18 protein-coding genes are annotated in these 18,194 nt (G+C 33.7%); 2 read left to right on the forward strand and 16 right to left on the reverse strand.

Annotated elements, in window-relative coordinates; all coding sequences use genetic code 11:
• Window positions 1–79: 79 nt before the first annotated feature.
• The 14 genes from SCI76_RS05995 to SCI76_RS06060 form a co-directional block, all read right to left on the reverse strand.
• Window positions 80–1,411: an MFS transporter gene (locus tag SCI76_RS05995; RefSeq protein ID WP_063246957.1), complete on the reverse strand. Its 1,332-nt coding sequence runs from the start codon at window positions 1,409–1,411 to the stop codon at window positions 80–82.
• A gap of 685 nt (window positions 1,412–2,096) precedes the next feature.
• Window positions 2,097–2,807: a FadR/GntR family transcriptional regulator gene (locus tag SCI76_RS06000; RefSeq protein ID WP_034265132.1), complete on the reverse strand. Its 711-nt coding sequence runs from the start codon at window positions 2,805–2,807 to the stop codon at window positions 2,097–2,099.
• Between the two features lie 208 nt (window positions 2,808–3,015).
• The gene (locus SCI76_RS06005; RefSeq protein WP_034265135.1) at window positions 3,016–3,774 is read right to left on the reverse strand and encodes an SDR family NAD(P)-dependent oxidoreductase; all 759 of its coding nucleotides are present in this window, start codon (window positions 3,772–3,774) and stop codon (window positions 3,016–3,018) included.
• A 49-nt stretch (window positions 3,775–3,823) separates the two neighbouring features.
• The gene (locus SCI76_RS06010; protein ID WP_048018606.1) at window positions 3,824–4,771 is read right to left on the reverse strand and encodes a transketolase family protein; all 948 of its coding nucleotides are present in this window, start codon (window positions 4,769–4,771) and stop codon (window positions 3,824–3,826) included.
• Window positions 4,771–5,622 (reverse strand): transketolase, encoded by an 852-nt coding sequence (locus SCI76_RS06015; RefSeq protein ID WP_051137098.1) that lies wholly within the window; start codon window positions 5,620–5,622, stop codon window positions 4,771–4,773. The genes SCI76_RS06010 and SCI76_RS06015 overlap by 1 nt, the downstream gene beginning before the upstream one ends.
• 290 nt (window positions 5,623–5,912) lie before the next feature.
• Window positions 5,913–7,259 (reverse strand): MFS transporter, encoded by a 1,347-nt coding sequence (locus SCI76_RS06020; protein ID WP_275211346.1) that lies wholly within the window; start codon window positions 7,257–7,259, stop codon window positions 5,913–5,915.
• A gap of 16 nt (window positions 7,260–7,275) precedes the next feature.
• The gene (locus tag SCI76_RS06025) at window positions 7,276–7,851 is read right to left on the reverse strand and encodes a TetR/AcrR family transcriptional regulator (RefSeq protein WP_226313282.1); all 576 of its coding nucleotides are present in this window, start codon (window positions 7,849–7,851) and stop codon (window positions 7,276–7,278) included.
• A gap of 101 nt (window positions 7,852–7,952) precedes the next feature.
• Window positions 7,953–10,466 (reverse strand): PEP/pyruvate-binding domain-containing protein, encoded by a 2,514-nt coding sequence (locus SCI76_RS06030; protein WP_407545088.1) that lies wholly within the window; start codon window positions 10,464–10,466, stop codon window positions 7,953–7,955.
• Window positions 10,467–11,100: 634 nt separating this feature from the next.
• A complete protein-coding gene (locus tag SCI76_RS06035; RefSeq protein ID WP_406901444.1) occupies window positions 11,101–11,772 on the reverse strand; it encodes an HAD hydrolase-like protein in 672 nt (223 codons plus the stop codon).
• A gap of 392 nt (window positions 11,773–12,164) precedes the next feature.
• Window positions 12,165–12,380, reverse strand: a complete 216-nt coding sequence (locus SCI76_RS06040) for a DUF6366 family protein (RefSeq protein WP_048018600.1) — start codon at window positions 12,378–12,380, stop codon at window positions 12,165–12,167.
• 717 nt (window positions 12,381–13,097) lie between these two features.
• Window positions 13,098–13,397, reverse strand: a complete 300-nt coding sequence (locus SCI76_RS06045) for a hypothetical protein (protein ID WP_048018599.1) — start codon at window positions 13,395–13,397, stop codon at window positions 13,098–13,100.
• An 82-nt stretch (window positions 13,398–13,479) separates the two neighbouring features.
• Window positions 13,480–14,004 carry a hypothetical protein gene (locus tag SCI76_RS06050; RefSeq protein WP_048018598.1) on the reverse strand — a complete coding sequence of 175 codons (525 nt, stop codon included), beginning with the start codon at window positions 14,002–14,004 and terminating at the stop codon, window positions 13,480–13,482.
• A 628-nt stretch (window positions 14,005–14,632) separates the two neighbouring features.
• Window positions 14,633–14,746, reverse strand: coding sequence for a DUF6980 family protein (locus SCI76_RS06055; protein WP_372452805.1), 114 nt, complete (start codon window positions 14,744–14,746; stop codon window positions 14,633–14,635).
• A gap of 22 nt (window positions 14,747–14,768) precedes the next feature.
• On the reverse strand, window positions 14,769–15,233 hold the full coding sequence (locus tag SCI76_RS06060) for a hypothetical protein (protein ID WP_407545089.1): 465 nt from the start codon (window positions 15,231–15,233) through the stop codon (window positions 14,769–14,771).
• Between the two features lie 235 nt (window positions 15,234–15,468).
• Between SCI76_RS06060 and SCI76_RS06065 the strand changes: the two genes are divergently transcribed.
• A complete protein-coding gene (locus SCI76_RS06065) occupies window positions 15,469–15,663 on the forward strand; it encodes a hypothetical protein (RefSeq protein ID WP_013056341.1) in 195 nt (64 codons plus the stop codon).
• A 121-nt stretch (window positions 15,664–15,784) separates the two neighbouring features.
• Here SCI76_RS06065 and SCI76_RS06070 read toward each other — a convergent pair whose 3' ends face one another.
• Window positions 15,785–16,453, reverse strand: a complete 669-nt coding sequence (locus SCI76_RS06070) for a type 1 glutamine amidotransferase domain-containing protein (protein WP_275211349.1) — start codon at window positions 16,451–16,453, stop codon at window positions 15,785–15,787.
• A 317-nt stretch (window positions 16,454–16,770) separates the two neighbouring features.
• Between SCI76_RS06070 and SCI76_RS06075 the strand changes: the two genes are divergently transcribed.
• Window positions 16,771–17,352, forward strand: coding sequence for a metalloregulator ArsR/SmtB family transcription factor (locus SCI76_RS06075; protein WP_063246948.1), 582 nt, complete (start codon window positions 16,771–16,773; stop codon window positions 17,350–17,352).
• 295 nt (window positions 17,353–17,647) lie between these two features.
• Here SCI76_RS06075 and SCI76_RS06080 read toward each other — a convergent pair whose 3' ends face one another.
• Window positions 17,648–18,175 carry a GNAT family N-acetyltransferase gene (locus SCI76_RS06080; RefSeq protein WP_063246947.1) on the reverse strand — a complete coding sequence of 176 codons (528 nt, stop codon included), beginning with the start codon at window positions 18,173–18,175 and terminating at the stop codon, window positions 17,648–17,650.
• Between the last annotated feature and the right edge of the window lie 19 nt (window positions 18,176–18,194).

An 18,194-nucleotide genomic window follows, 5' to 3' on the forward strand; every position in this document is an offset into this window, starting at 1 on the left:
CATGTAAGAAAGTTGACCTACAGTCTTAGAAACTAATTGCCGGCCATTTCTAGTACTACACATTTCTTTCAAACAAGAATCAACTAGTTTTTTCTAATCGATCGACTGTGTTTTTTTTAATAGCTCTTCCTGACTGTTTTAGTAAAAAGGCTACGATAAAGGACGCTACAAACATGCTAATACCTAAAAATGTCATACTAGCATTAAAAGATCCTGTTAGATCTTTAATGTATCCCACAATATACGGTCCGAAGAAACCGCCTAGATTACCAATACTATTGATAAGAGCAATAGCACCTGCAGCAGCAGCTTCTGTTAAGAAAGATGGTGGAATTGCCCAAAACGGAGAATATGCTCCGAACGCTCCGCAAAGACTGATCGTCAAGAATACAAACGATAAAACAATGTTCGTATTTGCAACGTAGCTACTGATAATTAATGCCACGCCACTTGTTACTAAGCAAGCAACTACGTGAAAACGTCGTTCATTTTTTTTGTCAGAGTGGTTACTAACCAACATCATGGTTACCATTGCACAAACATACATTAACCCTAAAATCCAGCCCATCGCATGTGTACTAAGAGAAGTCGTTTTAGATAAACCTTCTGAAATTGTCGGTAAAAACATGACGATGCCATAGTAGCCAACCATCCAGAAAAAGTATCCTAGGGATAAGGTTAATACGTCACGATCTTTTAAGGCCTGAGCAAATGTATAGTGTTTGGCTTCCTGTTTTTCTAACTTCTCTTTTGTTGTAACGTCGATTAACCATTTCTTCTCCTCGTTCGTCAGCCATTTGACATCCTCAAGCTTATCGTCAAGATAGAAGAAACATATCACACCTAAAATCAAAGCTGGAATCGCTTCCAAAACGAAAAGCCATTGCCATCCAGCCATGTTTAACCAGTCAATGCCTAATAAGTAAGTAGAGAGAGGAGATCCTATTGCATTAGCACCAGGGATCGCAATCATAAATCCGGCAATTGCTTTTGCATGATGTTTTGTTTGATAAAAACCACTTAGATAAAAGACCATGCAAGGATAAAAGCTAGCTTCAGCAACTCCTAAAAGAAATCTTGCTGTATAAAACTGCCATGGTGTTTGGATAAAAGCCATTAAAATAGCAATAACTGCCCATGTAATCATGATTCTACTAATCCATCTTCTAGCCCCGACCTTCGTCATCATAGCACTGCCAGGTACCTCTAAAAGGAAATAGCCAAGAAAGAAAATTCCTGCTCCTAATCCAAAAACAGCATTAGAAAAACCTAAATCTTCATTCATTTGTAATGCAGCAAACCCAATATTTACTCGGTCAAGTATAGATATGGTAAAACATAAAAATAGAAATGGAATGAGCCTCAACGTTACTTTTTTGGTAGTTGAACGTTCTAAGTTAATTGAATCCAAAATAATTCCTCCCCTGGGTTATCATCTTTCTCCTCTTCGTGTTCTTTGGTCTTTGACCCGAGTATTTACCCTAGGCTAATTGACAGAAAGAATTAGTGGTTGATATAAAAGATGATTAATCTATTTCTAAGTCTAAGTAAATCTAGCTCCTACTTCTGTAATCCCTTTCATATGGAGATGTAAAAAATGAAAAAGCGAAGTATCCCCTGTATTATTTATCATTTAAAAAAGTAAGAACTATTAGAAAATATCGTACAACAAAACCTTACTAGCGATATAAAAGCATTATAAATCTACTTTCTATACTAATAATCCAAAATATTTGTAATGCACAGTAACGATAAAAAACGCTTACATTTTTGAGCCCCTCTGCTAATCTCTTCAAAAAATATCAAGCTTAAAAATAATGAATTTTAAGATTCACATTACCTCCGTTTTATTAATTTAGCTACTTGTATACTAAGTTACCTTATATAAACAGTGTACTTACATACCTAACAATTGTCAATATAATTATTAAATTAAACATTTTCTGAATTTTATTAAATGAGAAGAAGAATGCGTATTTTGACATTATAGAAAAGTGCTTGCTTTATGCGGTTTTTTTAACACAAAAAAGGCAGCTGCACTTTAGCTGCCTTTTAACTTCATATTTAATATGCTTTTGATAGAAAGTCAGTTGGAATTAGGCTTTCCAATAACGATCATATAAATTTCGCATGTGAAAATTCATAATTCTCACAGCTTCTTCTTCATTATGCTGTTCAATTGCATTAATAAGTAATTTATGCTCATTAAAATTAACTTCTCTATAGTCAGGTTTCGTTACTGTTCGATCTCTTATAAACTTCCACATTTCCTGCTGCTTCATTGCGTTGCTGATAGCTGCCATAATGCTAATAAATAAATCATTATGCGAGGCCTTGGCTATGCCGTTATGTAGGGCTTCATCCGTTTCTGGTACATACACGCCTGCGTTCGTTTCTTCCTCCATCTTATTAATTGTTGCACGCAGTTCCTTAATGTCTTCTTCTGTAGCTCTCAAAGCTGCAAAGCGTACAATAAGAGGTTCTATGTTCATTCTTGCTTCAACAATGTCTTCAGGGGAGGCAGATTCCATCAAAAATGTGGATTGAGAATTTTCAGCTTCTGTTTGAAATTCTTTAACGTATACACCTTCTCCTTGACGAGAATAAATAAAACCGTTCAATTCTAGTGCGCTAAGGGCTTGTCTAACAGGCACTCGACTTACACCGAATTGTTCACACAGCTCCCTTTCAGCAGGGAGTTTATCTCCGACTTGGAACGCGCCAGATTGAATTTCAGAAAGAATTTGATTATAAATTTGAATATATAATTTATTATTGGAAACTGGATTAAAACTAATGGAAATCACTTCTCTCTATAATTATTAACTCATTTTATTCATAATTAAGTAGACATAATTATTATATACTGTTCTATTTTTAGGGGCAACAAGCCTAGCATCTTCTAACAAAAAAATCCTTATTTATGTAGTGAGTTTTTCATTTTGCTAATGATTTTATCAATAAACAGCTATACAGGCATACCATAATGGCATGCCTGTATAACGAACTTGAATATTAATCCATATGTGAGCCACCGTTTATATCAATTTCTTCTCCTGTAATATACGAAGCTTCTTCTGAAGCTAAAAAGGCAATTGTAGCCGCGATTTCTTTCACTTCACCTGGTCTACCCATAGGAATACTATCAATCACAGACTTTGCATCTTCTTCAGGAAGAGACTTCCAAATCTCTGTATTAACGAGTCCAGGAGCTACACAGTTAACCGTAATGCCATCTAAAGCTACCTCGCGCGCTAAGTTCTTTGAAAAACCTAGTACTGCTGCCTTAGATGCCGAATAGTGAGGTCCCCCAAACACTCCTCCACCTCTTTTAGCCGAAACAGAAGACAGGCTTATAATTCGACCATACTTTTGATCTTTCATTGTTTCTAATACTGCTTGCGTACATAGAAACAACCCAAACATATTGACGTTAAACACTTTTGTAATGTCTTCAAGCGTCATATCTTGAACGGTAACCTTTTGAGAAATCCCTGCATTATTAATTAAAATATCAATTCTGCCGAATTCTTCAAGTGTTTGTTTAACCATCGCATCGCAAGAATCCTTACTTGTTACATTTAGCTCTATTCCCAGGGCTTTGCCACCGGCTTCTTTTATTTCGTTGACTGTATCCTGTACACCATCAAAATTGATATCTGCTATAACAACAGCCGCTCCTTGCTCTGCAAGTGTCAGGGCGATTGTACGTCCAATTCCTTTTTTGGAACCGCTACCAGTAATAATTGCTACTCTCTCTTTTAAATCAAACATATTATATTTCCCCCATCTTGTTAGCTTCTTCTATTTAATTTAGTTAGTCTTAAATCAGTTCTTTAGCTGTTTTGATAATATTTTCTACAGTAATTCCATTTAACTCTAATAGTTTTTCATAAGGCGCAGATTGCCCAAATTGATCCTGTACACCAATTCTTCGAACTGTACCTTTTCCTTCTTCCGCAACTACTTCACATACGGCACTGCCAAGGCCATTTAAAATATTGTGATCTTCAACCGTAATGATTTTTCCAATATTTAAGCAGTCAACCACTGCTTCTCGATCTAAAGGCTTAATCGTATGCATGTCTAGTAATTTCACAGATATGCCTTGTTTCTCTAATTCTTTCGTTGCCTCTAAAGCGAGTCGTACTGTATCGCCGTTGGCAATAATAGCGATATCGCTTCCCTCTTTAATTTTCTTGGCTTTTCCAATTGTAAACTCTTCATTTTCATCGTAAATCATGGGAACCGTATCGCGAGTAAAACGAAGATATACAGGTCCGTATATTTTCGCAGCTTGTTCTACTAGCTTTCTAGTAGAATAATAGTCAGCTCCCATAATGACAGTCATATTTGGAACCGATCTTAATACACCCATATCTTCTATAGCCTGATGACTTCCGCCATCGTTAGCTGGCGTTAGACCACCGTGTGAACAAGCAATCTTTACATTTAAGTTAGGGTAGCAGACTTCTTGTCTAATTTGTTCAAGCATTCTTAACGAACCAAAAACCGCGTAAGTGCTTACAAAAGGAATTTTACCAGTCGTAGCAAGTCCAGCTGCTAACCCAGCTGCATTTTGCTCTGCAATACCGACATTAATATGCTGGTCGGGTAATTGTTTGATAAAGTTTACTGTTTTACACGACTTTGCAATATCGACATCAATGACATAAATATTTTTATTTTCTTTCCCTAATTTTACGATTTCATCTCCAAAGGCTTCTCTCGTAGCTTTTTTTACTGTAAGATCTTTTTCTAGTATGCTCATTATCTTAAACCTCCTGCTACTTCTTCCATTGCTTGATGATATTGTTCTTCATTAGGAGCAACTCCGTGCCAATCAGCTACATCCTCCATGAACGAAACTCCTTTACCTTTTACCGTGTCACAGATGATACATTTTGGTCTTCCATTCTTCGCTACTCTTACTTCATCCAATGTTTCTACAATCTCTTCCATGGAGTGTCCATTAATTCGCTTTGTTTCAAAACCAAACGCATCAAATTTTTTCTCTAAATCTTGTAATGGCATAATTTCATCACAAAATCCATCAATTTGAAGTCTGTTATTATCTACAAATACAATTAAATTATCTAATTGATACTTAACTGCTGTTTGAGCAGCTTCCCAAATTTGTCCTTCTTGACATTCTCCGTCTCCTACTAAAGAAAAAACTCGGTAGTCTTTAAAATCTCGTTTCCCTGCAATTGCCATGCCTACGCCACACGAAAGTCCTTGTCCTAGTGAGCCTGTTGAAATATCAATACCTTTACACTTTTTCATATCTGGATGCCCTTGAAACGGAGAACCGTATTCTCTTAGCGTGTATATCGTTTCATAGGGAACGAATCCTCGTAAAGCTAAAGCGGAATATTGAATGGGACAAACGTGACCTTTAGAAAGAACAAATCTATCACGATCTTCCCAGTTAGGATTGTGCGGATCAACATTCATTTCTTTGAAATAAAGCGCTGCCATAATATCAGCTGCAGAAAGTGAACCTCCTGGATGGCCAGATTGTGCTCCATAAATCATTGTAAGAGCTGTTTTTCTTAATTGAATGGCTTTTCCTTTTAATTCTTCAATACTAATTTCTTTCATTTTAGTCACCTCATTAATTTATGACTTGCTGTTTTCTAAACGATATATCCATTAACATATAATTTAGTACACTTAGGTAACTTGTATACTAAGTAGCTTTGTGACTTAAGTGTACATCTGAAATGCGAGTTCGTCAATAACAAGATTGAATTATTAGAATTTTTTTATTTGAAACAAGTCGGTTTGTAAATTTGTGTGTTGTTAAGGTTTTTAAACAAAAAAGTACTGCTCCTATTTTAGAAGCAGTACTTTTTTTATTGATTAATTAGTAAATCGCATATATAACCAAAAGCTTTATCAAAAAACAACTATACTTTTGCACTGGAATTATTGCTGCTTATCATGTCTTGGCTACCAGATTTAATGTTTTTAGCTACTAGTATACCTACTACCCCCGATAACCCTAAAATAATGAAGATGGAGTTGTAGCTTGTAACAAGAGCAATAAGCGTGGACGAAATAATACTTCCGAAATAACGAAACGTTGAATAAATGCCAGAGGCTGTACCAGATTGCTCTTTGCTTACCGAGTCTAGCGAGGCAACCTGCATGCTTGTTAAGCCTATTCCGGTCGAAAAACCTCCAATAATTAAAGCCACTATAAGAAAAAGAATAGATCCAACGTTCTCTAAAGATAGAAAAAGAATAGTAGAGACAATGATCATAGCAAAAGAAAATCCAATCACTTTTTTAGAACTAAACTTATTGTTTAACAATCCTCCTATCCAGCCGCTTAAAGACATTGAAATCGAAAAAACCGATAAAACAATACCCGTTTGTGCTGTAGATAAGTGAAATTGAGCCTTCATTAACAGCGGCATAATTAATAAAATCACATACATAACAAAATTGCTAAGCATAATAGACAAATTAGCGCTTGTAAAGGCGGCATTTTTAAACAAAGAAAAATTGATAATCGGGTTTTCTGCCGTATTTTCTCTTTTGATAAATAAGAATGAAGATAAAACAAATACTAATCCCATTATTAAAGCCTTAGTAATTTCCATACCGTGTGTTAATAAAATCAATAAGGAAATACTAATGGCTAAATAGATGGAACCTTGAATATCTAAAGTACTTGCTTGTTTTTTTACATTAGATTTAGGAATCATAACTATGCCACTGATTAAAGCTAAGAAAAGAAAAGGCACATTCACCCAGAATATAGCTTCCAAGTTGAAGTTTTCAAGCAATACAGACCCTAGCAATGGTCCAATTGCAGCACCCAATCCCATTCCCATTCCAAATACACCTAAAATTTTAGGAAGCCGCTCTTTTGGCACCACATATCTAATGATGGCTATCGTGTTAGGGGTGAGTAAAGCTCCTCCTACTGCCTGCAGTGATCGAAAAATAATAAGGGAAATGAGATTAGTTGAAAATATACATCCTAAAGATGCTATAAGAAAGAACACTACGCCCCATAAATAGATATTTCTGTTTCCGTACAAATCTCCTAGCTTTCCAGCGATAGGCTGAGTAACAGCCATTACAATCAAATAAATAGTTACTACCCACGAAATATTTGCAAGTGGTTCATTAAAATGAGCTGATATAGTTGATAGAGCAACGGCAATCATGGTTGAATTAATTGGTACAAGAAATGTCCCAATTAGCAATGAAATAATCAAGATAAGCTCTTTATGTTTACCCAAACATTAATGCCTCCTTTTAGTGGAGAGAAATTCCTTTTATAAACGTGTTTATACTGTTTTTTATCATATCTTGATAATCCGCATGTAAGGCTTTGTCTCCAAAATTTAGTTTATACATAAAATATCCCCAATACGTACTTAGGAAAATCTCTGCTTGTGTGCAGCAATCTAATTCTTTGATATATCCTTTCCTTTGCATTTCTTCAAAGTATTCTTTTAATATTTTTTTCGTATCATTAATTTTTTTTATAATTTCCTCGTGCGCTTGTGAGAAAATTAAAGGGTCTTTTAAAGCAATTGAAATCATGTCTCGGTTATTATCAAAGTCTTTTAGTAACAGATAACCGAAATTCGTCAAATCTTTTTCAAGCTCCCATTCAATTGATTTATCAAAAATCTCAAGTGAAAAGCTTGTTGTTTTGACAATAGCTTGAATAATGCCTTCTTTATTGCCAAAGTGGCGAAAAACCGTCAATTCATTAACGCCAGCTTGTTCTGCAATTTCTCTAGTGGTAGTACCTTTATAGCCTTTTTCTTTAAGCAGTTCTATTGTAGCTTTTGTTATCTTCTTTTTTGTTTCATCTTTTTTCATGTTAATCATCCTTTATGCTTCCTGAATGTAAGTATTTACTTTCCATTAGGCAGTATATAAAGGAAAAAGAGCTGTTGTCAAATAGAAGCGAAGAGAATCACTTAGTCATTTAAAAGCGTGACAATTCCATTCGTACCATCGACCATAACCATATCGCCATCTTTTAGCTTATCCGTACTTATTTTCGTACCAACTACTGCAGGAATTTCATATTCACGTGCAATTATTGCCGAGTGAGAAAGAATACCTCCAGCGTCGGTGATAACAGCTCCCGCAGTCTGAAATAAAGTAGTCCAAAGTGGAGTAGTGGTCTTGCATACTAAAACATCACCTTTTTCCAGCTTAGAAAAGTCTTTCGTATTTGAAATGACTGTTACTTTTCCGGTATAGATTCCTGAAGAAGAGGCTAACCCTTTGATAGAATGTTCGCTGTTCGCGTCATCTTCCTCAATAGCTCCCATATATTTCTCAGCTTCTTTCAGCTGAGCTGCTTCAGGGACGCCGAAGTATCTAGGTAAATTAGACGTTTGCTCATGTTCTGCGTGTTCTTTTTTACGTTTCTCGATTAATTTTGTCATGTCTGCTGGATTTTCTAAAAGAGACTCTAGCTCATCAAGATATAAGAAGAAAATATCTTCTTCCACTAGAAAAACATGATGATGTACTAGTAAATTACCTAGGTTAAGTAGGAACAAACGAGCTTTTGCATCCAGCATTGCATCGATATAAAAATGATGGTCATCTCTTATAACGGATGCATCTAATGCCCACTGATAGTATTTTTTAAACTCTTCTTTGTGTTTGCTATCCGCTATCTGTTCCAGAAATTCATTGTAGTTCTGTTCACGTTTCTTGACCGTCTGTTTGAAATTCTCATCAAAGTTGTAATTGTCATTAACATACCCTTGAATAATTGATAATGCGTGAAGAGGATTCTCTAGCCAAGTTTCTCCTACAAAATCGTGACTTACAACGTTTCGATATCCATACTGTTTTAGAAAAGTATCTACTTCAGCCATAAAGCTTTTTGCTGCTTTATTTCCCTCTAATTTCTTTAATAAAGTTTCTGTGCATTCTTCTTGAAAAATTTCAGTAAGTTCACTATCTCTTTTCACTGTTAAAGCAAGTCTAGAAAGCTGTTGATCCGTTTCCAACGATTTGTTCATTTTTCCGGTCAATAGCTCATAAACATCATGTCCGGATTTTTTATTTGTAAGGTTTTTATAGTACTCTTCAACTATAGTATTTAAAGACATTTGAGGCATAACAATATCAAAATGCAGATCATATGCCGTTTTATAAAAATCAGCTAAACTTTGAAGAATCTCTTTTCCTCTCTGAAGGGTTAGACTTTCATAGGTAAAACTATTTAATTTGTTATAGTAAGGCAAGAATTGTTCCGTAATCATTTGATTCATTCGTTTTGTTAGGATTGGATAAATACTTTCCATCAATTCTTTATTTTCTTGGAATCTTTTATTAGAATCTCCTTTAAAAGGCTCCATTTTTGTATAGATATGACCTTTATAAAGTTTTAAATTAAGTCTATTAAACATAAACTTTAATTTTTTAAAACTAGCAGCTGTTCCTTCAGAAAATGCCGGAATAATAAATGAAGCGTACAGAGGACTAACAGCATGAGAAAAACTTGTGTCATTTAAAATCCAAAACTCTTCCATATCGTCGAAACTTAAAGATATATCTTTTTGGAAAGGAGTTAATTCTTTGGCCTCTGTTAATGTGGTAATAGCTCTTGCCTGTAATAGATATACTTGATTGTCTTGAACCCCAAACTCTATGTCTACGGGATGTTGGTAAAGAGCTTCTACTTCTTTTGTTATTTCGGCCAATTCAATGATTTTCTCGTCTGTTAAACAAAACCTTTGCTGCTCATCTTCCGTTGTTTCGATTTCTTCAACGCCTTCAGCAAGTGGAATTATCTTTACTTCCTTTAGCCCTTTTTCTTTCTCTATTTTAAAAGTTTGTTTATTAACTAGGTAAACATCAGGTGTTACTAAGCCCGATACAATGGCTTCTCCTAATCCATAGCTAGCATTAATCATCATTTCTTTTGTATTATGATTGACAGGATTTTGACTGAATATCACTCCCGATACTTCGGACTGAATTAACCCTTGAACAACAACTGCCATTGAAATTTCATCAAAATTAGCATACATATTTTGAGTATATTGTTCGACTCTTTCAGTAAAAAATGAGGCCCAGCACGCTTTCACTTTACTCAAAAAATCCTCGGTGCTTTTCACATTAAGATAGGTTTCATACTGGCCAGCAAAAGATGCACCTTCTAAATCTTCAACACTAGATGATGAACGAACAGCTACCGATGTATAAGAGCACTTTAGGTTTCGAAATGCCTCTATGAGATCTGATTCAATTTCAATAGGAATTTCCCCGTGTAAAATTCTCTCGTGTATATTATCCGTTTGACGATCAATCCCGTTCCATTCGATATATCGCTTTAAAGCTTCCGTTTGAATAACAAACCCATCTGGAATCGGTAAATTTTTTCTTTTCATTTTTATAAGGTTTAAAGCTTTTGCTCCAACTCGTTCATTCGCCCCGTCCACCTTTTGAAAACTTAAGCTATACATTAAAAATATTCATCCTCCCACAAACTAATTTTAAAAATGTAAGTAATTACTTACTTTATATTTATTTTAATTCTTTTAAATTTTTATGGTCAATAAAAAATGGTAAAACATTTAAAAAATGCATATTTAGTTGTGCTTTATTTTAATTTCACTTAAATAATATTCCTCTTTTTTATTACATTTTTTAACTTTTATTAGTCTTTTTTATTATAAAGTCTAAATAGTTAATCAATTAAAAGGTTACTAAAAGAAATGCAAAAAACCCCATCTAAATTAAGATGGAGGTTTTCCTCTTTTACAGTTGGGTTAACCATTATCTCTGAGTGCTTACAAGCTTCCACTGGCTGAGTGTCAACTTAATTTTGTATCCTCTAACATATAAGTGAGCGCTATCAGATTTACGAATCATATGTGAAGTCATAATCCAAACTCTCCCTTCTTATAAAACTATTTTGGAAATCTTAACCTAAGCATAGCTCAGTATTGTAAACCATTTATTAATGACAAGAAAAGATTATGTAAACATTTTAAATTACAGGGGAACCGCTCATTACTTATGTTTCAACTTCAGTAGATTTAGGTCTATAATTGAGACATTAACCATCTATAATGGTTATGTACGAGGATCAGTCTATTAGACTGACAAGCTACTATTTATGTTAGATACAATCCTTTTTAACTCCATTAAATCATCTATTACCACATCAGCCTGCGCAAGCTCAGCTGCTTGAGCAAAATCAAAATTGCACCCCACTGCCATTAAACCATTATCCTTTGCAGCATTGATATCCGATAGACGGTCTCCCACTACTGCTGCGTGCTTTACATCGTATTTCTTTATAATCGTTTTGACTAAATCTCCTTTATCGAGCGTTTGGATTTGTTGAATACTAAATGTTTCTGTTACCCACTTATCCAAATCGTAATGGTCTACAATCGCTTCTAAATATTCCTTCAAACCGTTACTTGCTATGTAAATGGAGCAATTATTTTCTTTTAAATAGCTAAAAACCTCTTTTACATTGGGGTATAAAGCGCCTTTGCCTTTTTTTATATTCTCAACTAAGCTTTTCAAAAAATAGCCATCCGTATACTTTCTTATTTCATCTGAATGAGTAGGTAATAAAGCTTCCCATACTTTGGGTAACGGTACACCCATGATTTCACGATACTTATCAATAGGAGTACTAGTATCCCACTGGTTAAGTGTACGCAAATGGTTAAAGGTATCATCAAGTGATAATTCTAAAATTTTATCTGTTTGAAACAGCGTTCCATCCATATCAAAGATTAGTGATTGCAACATTAAGTATCTCCCTCTTTCAACAGTATTTAATACGTATCTATATACAATACCATAAAAAGGAAGATGTAATTTATTAAAAATAGTAATCACTATTCTCAGCACAAAAAGAGCACCTACTTATTTATAGGCACTCTTCTTAACTTTACATACTTTGTTTGAAATAATAAATGAAAAAGTGGCCGCTATAATCGAACTTAAAAATGGATAATTAACAGAAAAAATACTGACCGTTGAGCTACTCAAGTGCTGTGAAGTCTCAGGTACATATGTAAGTGTAAGAAATAGACCAGAAACAATTTGAAAAGCAAATAGCAACACTATAAAACTACCAATAAACACTGCATAGTTTTTCAAAATAACGCCTCCAGTATTTTCAATTTATAAACCTGATATTATTTTAAAAATAGTGACGCAACGATAAAACCTATAATCATTACAGTAATAAGTATACCTAGGCCCTTCCAGCCTAAGCTACCTGCTAAACCAGACAAGTTTCCAGCTTCATTTCTATTAAATGCATCGTTCATATTCCCAGCTGGATTTCTTTTTACCTCTTCGTGTTTTACTCTCTCTCTTCTTCTTTCAGGTGTTTCTTTATCTTCGCTCATTGTCACACCACCATTTTTAAAAAATTATAACATATTATGGTTAAAATATAAATTAATGGTTTTTTAGAAACGAAGAAAGAAACCTATAGTGACAGATCTCTTTTCCTCAACTAACTGTACACATTTCTTTTTTTAATAAGTATGAAACAACGCTTTTTAATGAAAAAGTATACAGCTCTAGTTAATATAATTACTATTACAAACACCTACATCAAAGAGATCCTCTTTATTTAAGGGGATCTCTTTAATAGCCTTATACTAGATACACATTCTTGAAGTTTTTTTGTGTAAGCTTATTTATTTAAAACCTCTTCTTTTATAATTACTTTTTCATAGATCAATGGTTTGGTTCCTGCTTCTGGTAAAAGATAAATAAAAACAGTAAACATAAGTTGGAGGATTGAAACGACGGTCAAAAATAGAAAAAGACGTTCCTTATTCTTAAACCATATTACTAAACATAAAACTACAGATATTAACGACAAAAACAAAAAAAGAAAAAAGCTATATAAATAAGAAACACCGTAACGATACGAAATATTTAAAAAGAAGAATACTATGTAGAGAAGTATAAAAGTTGACGGTACTACTTTAATAAAGTTGCTCAATAGAAAAATCCTTTCCCTTTATTTGTTGTAGATTGGTCGCCCTGACACTCAATTTACATAAAAAAGCAAATATTGAAAGTTACAGCAAACATGATTATATTTATTTACTTCAATTTTTATCTCTCATTTTCTTTCTTTGAAAAATGAAACTAGCTATAAACAAAAAGCCCAATAACATCGTTAAATAAAAGGTTACAGAATCACCTGAACGATTAAATTCATCTACAATGATGCCTTCTTGAAACAATAAGGCTGCTGCAATTATTAAAAAGAAAAAAGAATTGACGATTACATAACTACTTGCTTTGACTTTATTTCTCAAGAAAATTATATACACCAAATTGCATGCTGAAAAAACTGCGATCAGGTAATAAATAGGTCTTAATAATGTAAATGTTTCCCCAAGCATCAGTATATTCTCCTCTATTACTATTATTTGAAATTTACTAGTCAATATAGTTCATTTTGCAAATAAATGATTATTACTCATCTTAATTATTTATTTTTTGAACCAAAATGCCGCCAACTTTATCCTTATCATCTAAAGAAAACTCAATATTGAGTTTATGAGTTTTATCAAAATACCCTATTATTGTTGCTCCGGTATCTTCTCTTTCGTAATAATTTTCTCCATATGCCATAATGACATCTTTTTTGCTGTCACCAGTATGTATGCCCTTTTCCGTACCATACTTGCTGCTAATAAAGTCATACCTACTGACTTTATTATCTACAATTTTAAATTCAACATCATACTTTTCTGTACTTTCTCCGTAAATGTAGGTAGTATACGGCGGTTTCTCCGTAACCTCTATAAATTTTGGTTTCTTCTTCAAAAAACTTGCTACGTCATATTTAGAACTGCCTATTGATACTGATTTAACATTTTCTAATTCAAGGTTTGTGCTTTTGGTGCTTGAATAGTATTTTTCTTTAGGCGTAAAAGATGGATCACAGCTAGCTACTAATAGTAAAATGAGTGGAAAGATAAACAAAAAATAATTCTTAATGCGCACTGTTAGACTCCTTTATATCGTTTGTTTTTACTCTGACTCTCGGCATTTTTAATCTATTAACTATTTTTCTTTTGCATATATAAGTCAATCGAATAGAAAACACTAACTGCAAAGTAATACATGGCAAGTATAGCTAACGTCTCATAAACAGATTCCGCAGCGCTATTTTTCACAAAAGAAAAAACAGTACGCACTACAAAGAAAACGATAGGATAGATGATAAATAGAGAATTAAATTTACGATTCATAATAACAAGAAGTTCCTTTATTTGGATATTTATGATTATTATAACATATAATTCTCTCGTTTATTTCTCTACTACATATTCAGTAAGTTTTTCGTTTACATAACACCGTTTATCAACAGGACTAAATCAAAAGAAAATCTTATTAGCAGGTCTTATTTTGATTATCTATTCTTTTTGACTTCTTATCTACAATGAATTTTAAATGGCTAATAAAAATCAACAAGCCACAGATAACCATTAACCAGCGCGTAATCCCTTGATGCAAAGGGCCAAAAAGGTTTAATAAAGCTATTCCCAATCCTGATAACATAACTAGATAACGTAAGATCAAGTATAATCCCCCATTCCGAGAGTGAAGAGAATCCCCCTTCATACTTAAGTTAAAGCTTCTTACCACACCATAGGCAAAATGAAATTCCAATGATGGATGAACCACCATCATGGATAATTAAACCGTATTCCTGGACACTTAAATGGATCACTATGAATATCACACGTAATCTCTATGCTAAAAGGTTATAGCTGTTTCATTAATTCTTCTAACTTTTCTTCAATATCTGTTTCTAAATGATTTTTTGACAAATCATACAAAGCACCTGCCCCTTTGAAATACCCACCAAAGTAATACCATAATTGAAGGTGATGAACGTATGCATCTTCTTCATCTGTAAATCCATCAAAGTTTATCGCAACTTGGGAACGATATTCTTTTTCTAGACACTGCTCCGAACTTAGATTTGGTAGTTGGTCGCCATCAATATCTCGACACACCCATATTTTTAAGTTCTGCTTACCATCATGTTCAAACTTATTTCTATATTTGTGCTGAAGACTTTCGCTGTATGCCTCTCCTACTTCTTCCAACTTCACTATCTCTCTTTTTAAATTCTCATTTATTTCACTCTCCGGGACTAAAATGTATTTGTCATCTGCTTCCTGACCCTGTTTATCCATAAATAGCTTTTTCAATTTATCAAACAAGCTTTTCCCACCTATCTAAAAAAGAATACAAGCATGTTAAATTCGACTAAAGAAAGCTCATTTCCTTCTCTGAACTGCGTTTAGTCGTCATAACTAATATGATATCAGCTACTTCCTTACGTGTGGAATCTTTTACGAGAGTGCTGATTTTCTGACATACTTGTAATTCGCTATTTTTTACAGTGAATACATATGTTAAAGTGTAAAGTAGTGGAACGAAAGGAGTAACGACAACATGGCTCAACGAATCGTCAATATGTTTTTATCTGTTTTAGCTGCTTATGGAACGTTAATTCTAACGAAACACATGAGTATTGCAGATAATATTTTTGTGACACAGATTGTTCGTCTGATCATTTGTATTGTGGCTGTTATCATTGTGACAGGAATTACTACATACATTTTCAGAAATAAATCTTCTAATAAATAAAAGGGCAGCTATTTAGATAGCCGCCCTTTTTGTTTTCCTTGATTCTCATTTTATTTCACCCTAAAGAAATGGGGATGTCTCAAACACTCATGAGACATCCCCATTAAGGCTATACATACTTTTACGCGTTTAAAGCACGCACAAATTCTTTTGCTAGGCTAATTGTAGACTGCGGATTTTGTCCTGTTAAAAGCTTTCCGTCTACTTCAATATGATCGCTCCAATTATCTTTTGCAATAAACTCGGCGCCTAGCTCACGAAGCTTTGTTTCAAGAAGAGACGGCATGTATTTATCTAACGTTGTATCTTTCTCTTCTGAATCAGTAAACGCTGTAATACGTTTTCCTTTTACAATCGGCTCACCATTTTTAAGCTTTCCGCCTACAAGAGCTGCCGGTCCGTGGCATACCGCTGCAATTAGCTTGTCGTCTTCAGCAAATTCTGTTAGCAAACGATGTAAGTGCGTATCGTCTGGAAAGTCAAACATTGTTCCGTGCCCTCCGGGTACAAACATACCTGCAAATTCTTGTGAACTTACTTCAGCTAATGATTTTGTATTCTCTAAAAGTTTTCCTGCTTCTTTGTCTTCGTCCGTTACATCATCTGTTAAGCTGTTAGGATCCACAGGCGATTTTCCGCCTTTTGGACTTGCTACGACTACTTCGTATCCTTCTTTTTTAAATTCTAAATATGCTTCAGAGAATTCTGTAAGCCAAATTCCAGCAAGCTCTCCATTTTCCATCGTATGTCCATTTGTAACAACCATTAAAACTTTTGAATTTCCTGCCATGATTTACTCATTCCTTTTTCATTTATTATTTACATACATGTATCATTAATAATTCATTTATCTTTTTGAATATGTTCCCCGGTATTATTTGATGAAAACATGGTAACTTTTTCTTACTAATAAAAAGAACAGGTGAAAATAATAGTTGAATTATATAGAGAAGCAGGATCTTTTTTACACTTTAAAGATTAGACGGAGCCGATTTTTTATATGCAGTGTGACAAGTCTTCACTTTAAATATTTTTTTGACATGTACATCCAATTCGATTAATATCAAATTAGATGTATATCGAATTAAAGAGAGAAGGTATTAAGCTATGCAATTAGATAAGTTGGTTAATTATCATAAAGCCGTTGGTGATCCTACCAGGATTAGAATTATTTCACTATTAAAAAAAGGGCCTCTTCACGGGCAAGCAATTGCTTACAAACTGGGGTTACAGCCTTCAACTATCACTCATCATATTTCAAAGCTAAGAGATGTGGGAATTGTTTATCAAAGAAGACAAGGAAACATTATTTATTTTTATCTAGACCTTGAAAGACTTGAATATAATTCGAAGGCTATTTTAAGTATTGGAGAGGATTCGATGGAAAATCAAGACAACCATTTACAGGATAAAGACAAATTATCTATTGTTAAAAACTTTATAAATAGTGACGGTACTTTAAAAATTATTCCAAGTCAAAGAAAGAAAAAGAACGTAATATTAGCCTATTTAATACGTGATTTACAGCACGGAAAAACGTATCCAGAAAAAGAATTAAATGAACATATTAAAAAATATCATGAAGATTATGCAACGATTCGCAGAGAGTTAATTATGCAGCATTTTATGTATAGGCAAAATGGAGAATACGAGTTAAATCCGAAAGAGATGTGGCCCATTATTTATTAAAGTGGACGTAAAAACGTTCATTTTTTAAGCCTTCTAATTCGATATACGTCTAATTAGTTTGTGTTGTTTCAAATAGAATTAAAGTAAAAATGTAATTTCCAAAATGAAAGAAGCCAACATTTTGGTAAGCATGTGACATTAATTTCATTCTCCTATGTGTTCGCACAGCAACCATATTAGTTTGCTTACTACTTCCCCTAAAAGCATCTGCTTTGAAAAAAAGCATAAAATCTCTGTATGCAATAAGGATTATCCTCTACCAGTTAAATTAGTGAATAATCCTTATTTTTTAAAACTATAAAAAAAGTGTTTTAACCATGATGAGATCTATTTGTTCTTCGTCTCCCATATAAAATGAGTGAGATCCAATTTGAACAAATCCCTGTTTCTTGTAAAAAGCAATCGCATTTTTATTTTTTTCCCATACGCCTAACCAAATTTTCTTTTTATTAAATGTCGTTGCTATCTCTACTGCTTTATTAAATAAATGTTTACCAAGTCCTTGTTTTTGAAAGCTGTTACCTATATAAATTCTTTCAATTTCAAGCGCTTCTTCCCCCATCTCTTCAGACTGAGCGTCATTCATATTAACCTTTAAATAACCTGCAATTTCATGATTAACATACATAAAAAAGAATTGCGAGAACGTATTGGATAGTTCTTTTTCTAGCTGTTCGATTGTAAATGCTTTTTCTAAATAAGCTGTCATATTTCCTTGTGAATTCTGATCTTTAAATGTCTCATAAAACGTTTTATAGCTAACGTCTTGAAGATCATATACATCTTCAAGAATACACTTTTTTATATGCATCATCACTGACATGCGCCTCTCCTTTATATCA

This window comes from Priestia sp. HNGD-A6 (assembly GCF_045784335.1).
Lineage (GTDB): Bacteria > Bacillota > Bacilli > Bacillales > Bacillaceae_H > Priestia > Priestia zanthoxyli.

Excerpts from the sequence above, each read along its gene's own strand:
- SCI76_RS06035 (WP_406901444.1), bottom strand. The coding sequence starts at position 11,772 with ATGTTGCAATCACTAATCTTTGATATGGATGGAACGCTGTTTCAAACA.
- SCI76_RS06040 (WP_048018600.1), bottom strand. The coding sequence starts at position 12,380 with ATGAGCGAAGATAAAGAAACACCTGAAAGAAGAAGAGAGAGAGTAAAA.
- SCI76_RS06005 (WP_034265135.1), bottom strand. The coding sequence starts at position 3,774 with ATGTTTGATTTAAAAGAGAGAGTAGCAATTATTACTGGTAGCGGTTCC.
- SCI76_RS06045 (WP_048018599.1), bottom strand. The coding sequence starts at position 13,397 with ATGCTTGGGGAAACATTTACATTATTAAGACCTATTTATTACCTGATC.
- SCI76_RS06065 (WP_013056341.1), top strand. The coding sequence starts at position 15,469 with ATGGCTCAACGAATCGTCAATATGTTTTTATCTGTTTTAGCTGCTTAT.
- SCI76_RS06025 (WP_226313282.1), bottom strand. The coding sequence starts at position 7,851 with ATGAAAAAAGATGAAACAAAAAAGAAGATAACAAAAGCTACAATAGAA.
- SCI76_RS06030 (WP_407545088.1), bottom strand. The coding sequence starts at position 10,466 with ATGTATAGCTTAAGTTTTCAAAAGGTGGACGGGGCGAATGAACGAGTT.
- SCI76_RS06075 (WP_063246948.1), top strand. The coding sequence starts at position 16,771 with ATGCAATTAGATAAGTTGGTTAATTATCATAAAGCCGTTGGTGATCCT.
- SCI76_RS06010 (WP_048018606.1), bottom strand. The coding sequence starts at position 4,771 with ATGAGCATACTAGAAAAAGATCTTACAGTAAAAAAAGCTACGAGAGAA.
- SCI76_RS06080 (WP_063246947.1), bottom strand. The coding sequence starts at position 18,175 with ATGTCAGTGATGATGCATATAAAAAAGTGTATTCTTGAAGATGTATAT.
- SCI76_RS06070 (WP_275211349.1), bottom strand. The coding sequence starts at position 16,453 with ATGGCAGGAAATTCAAAAGTTTTAATGGTTGTTACAAATGGACATACG.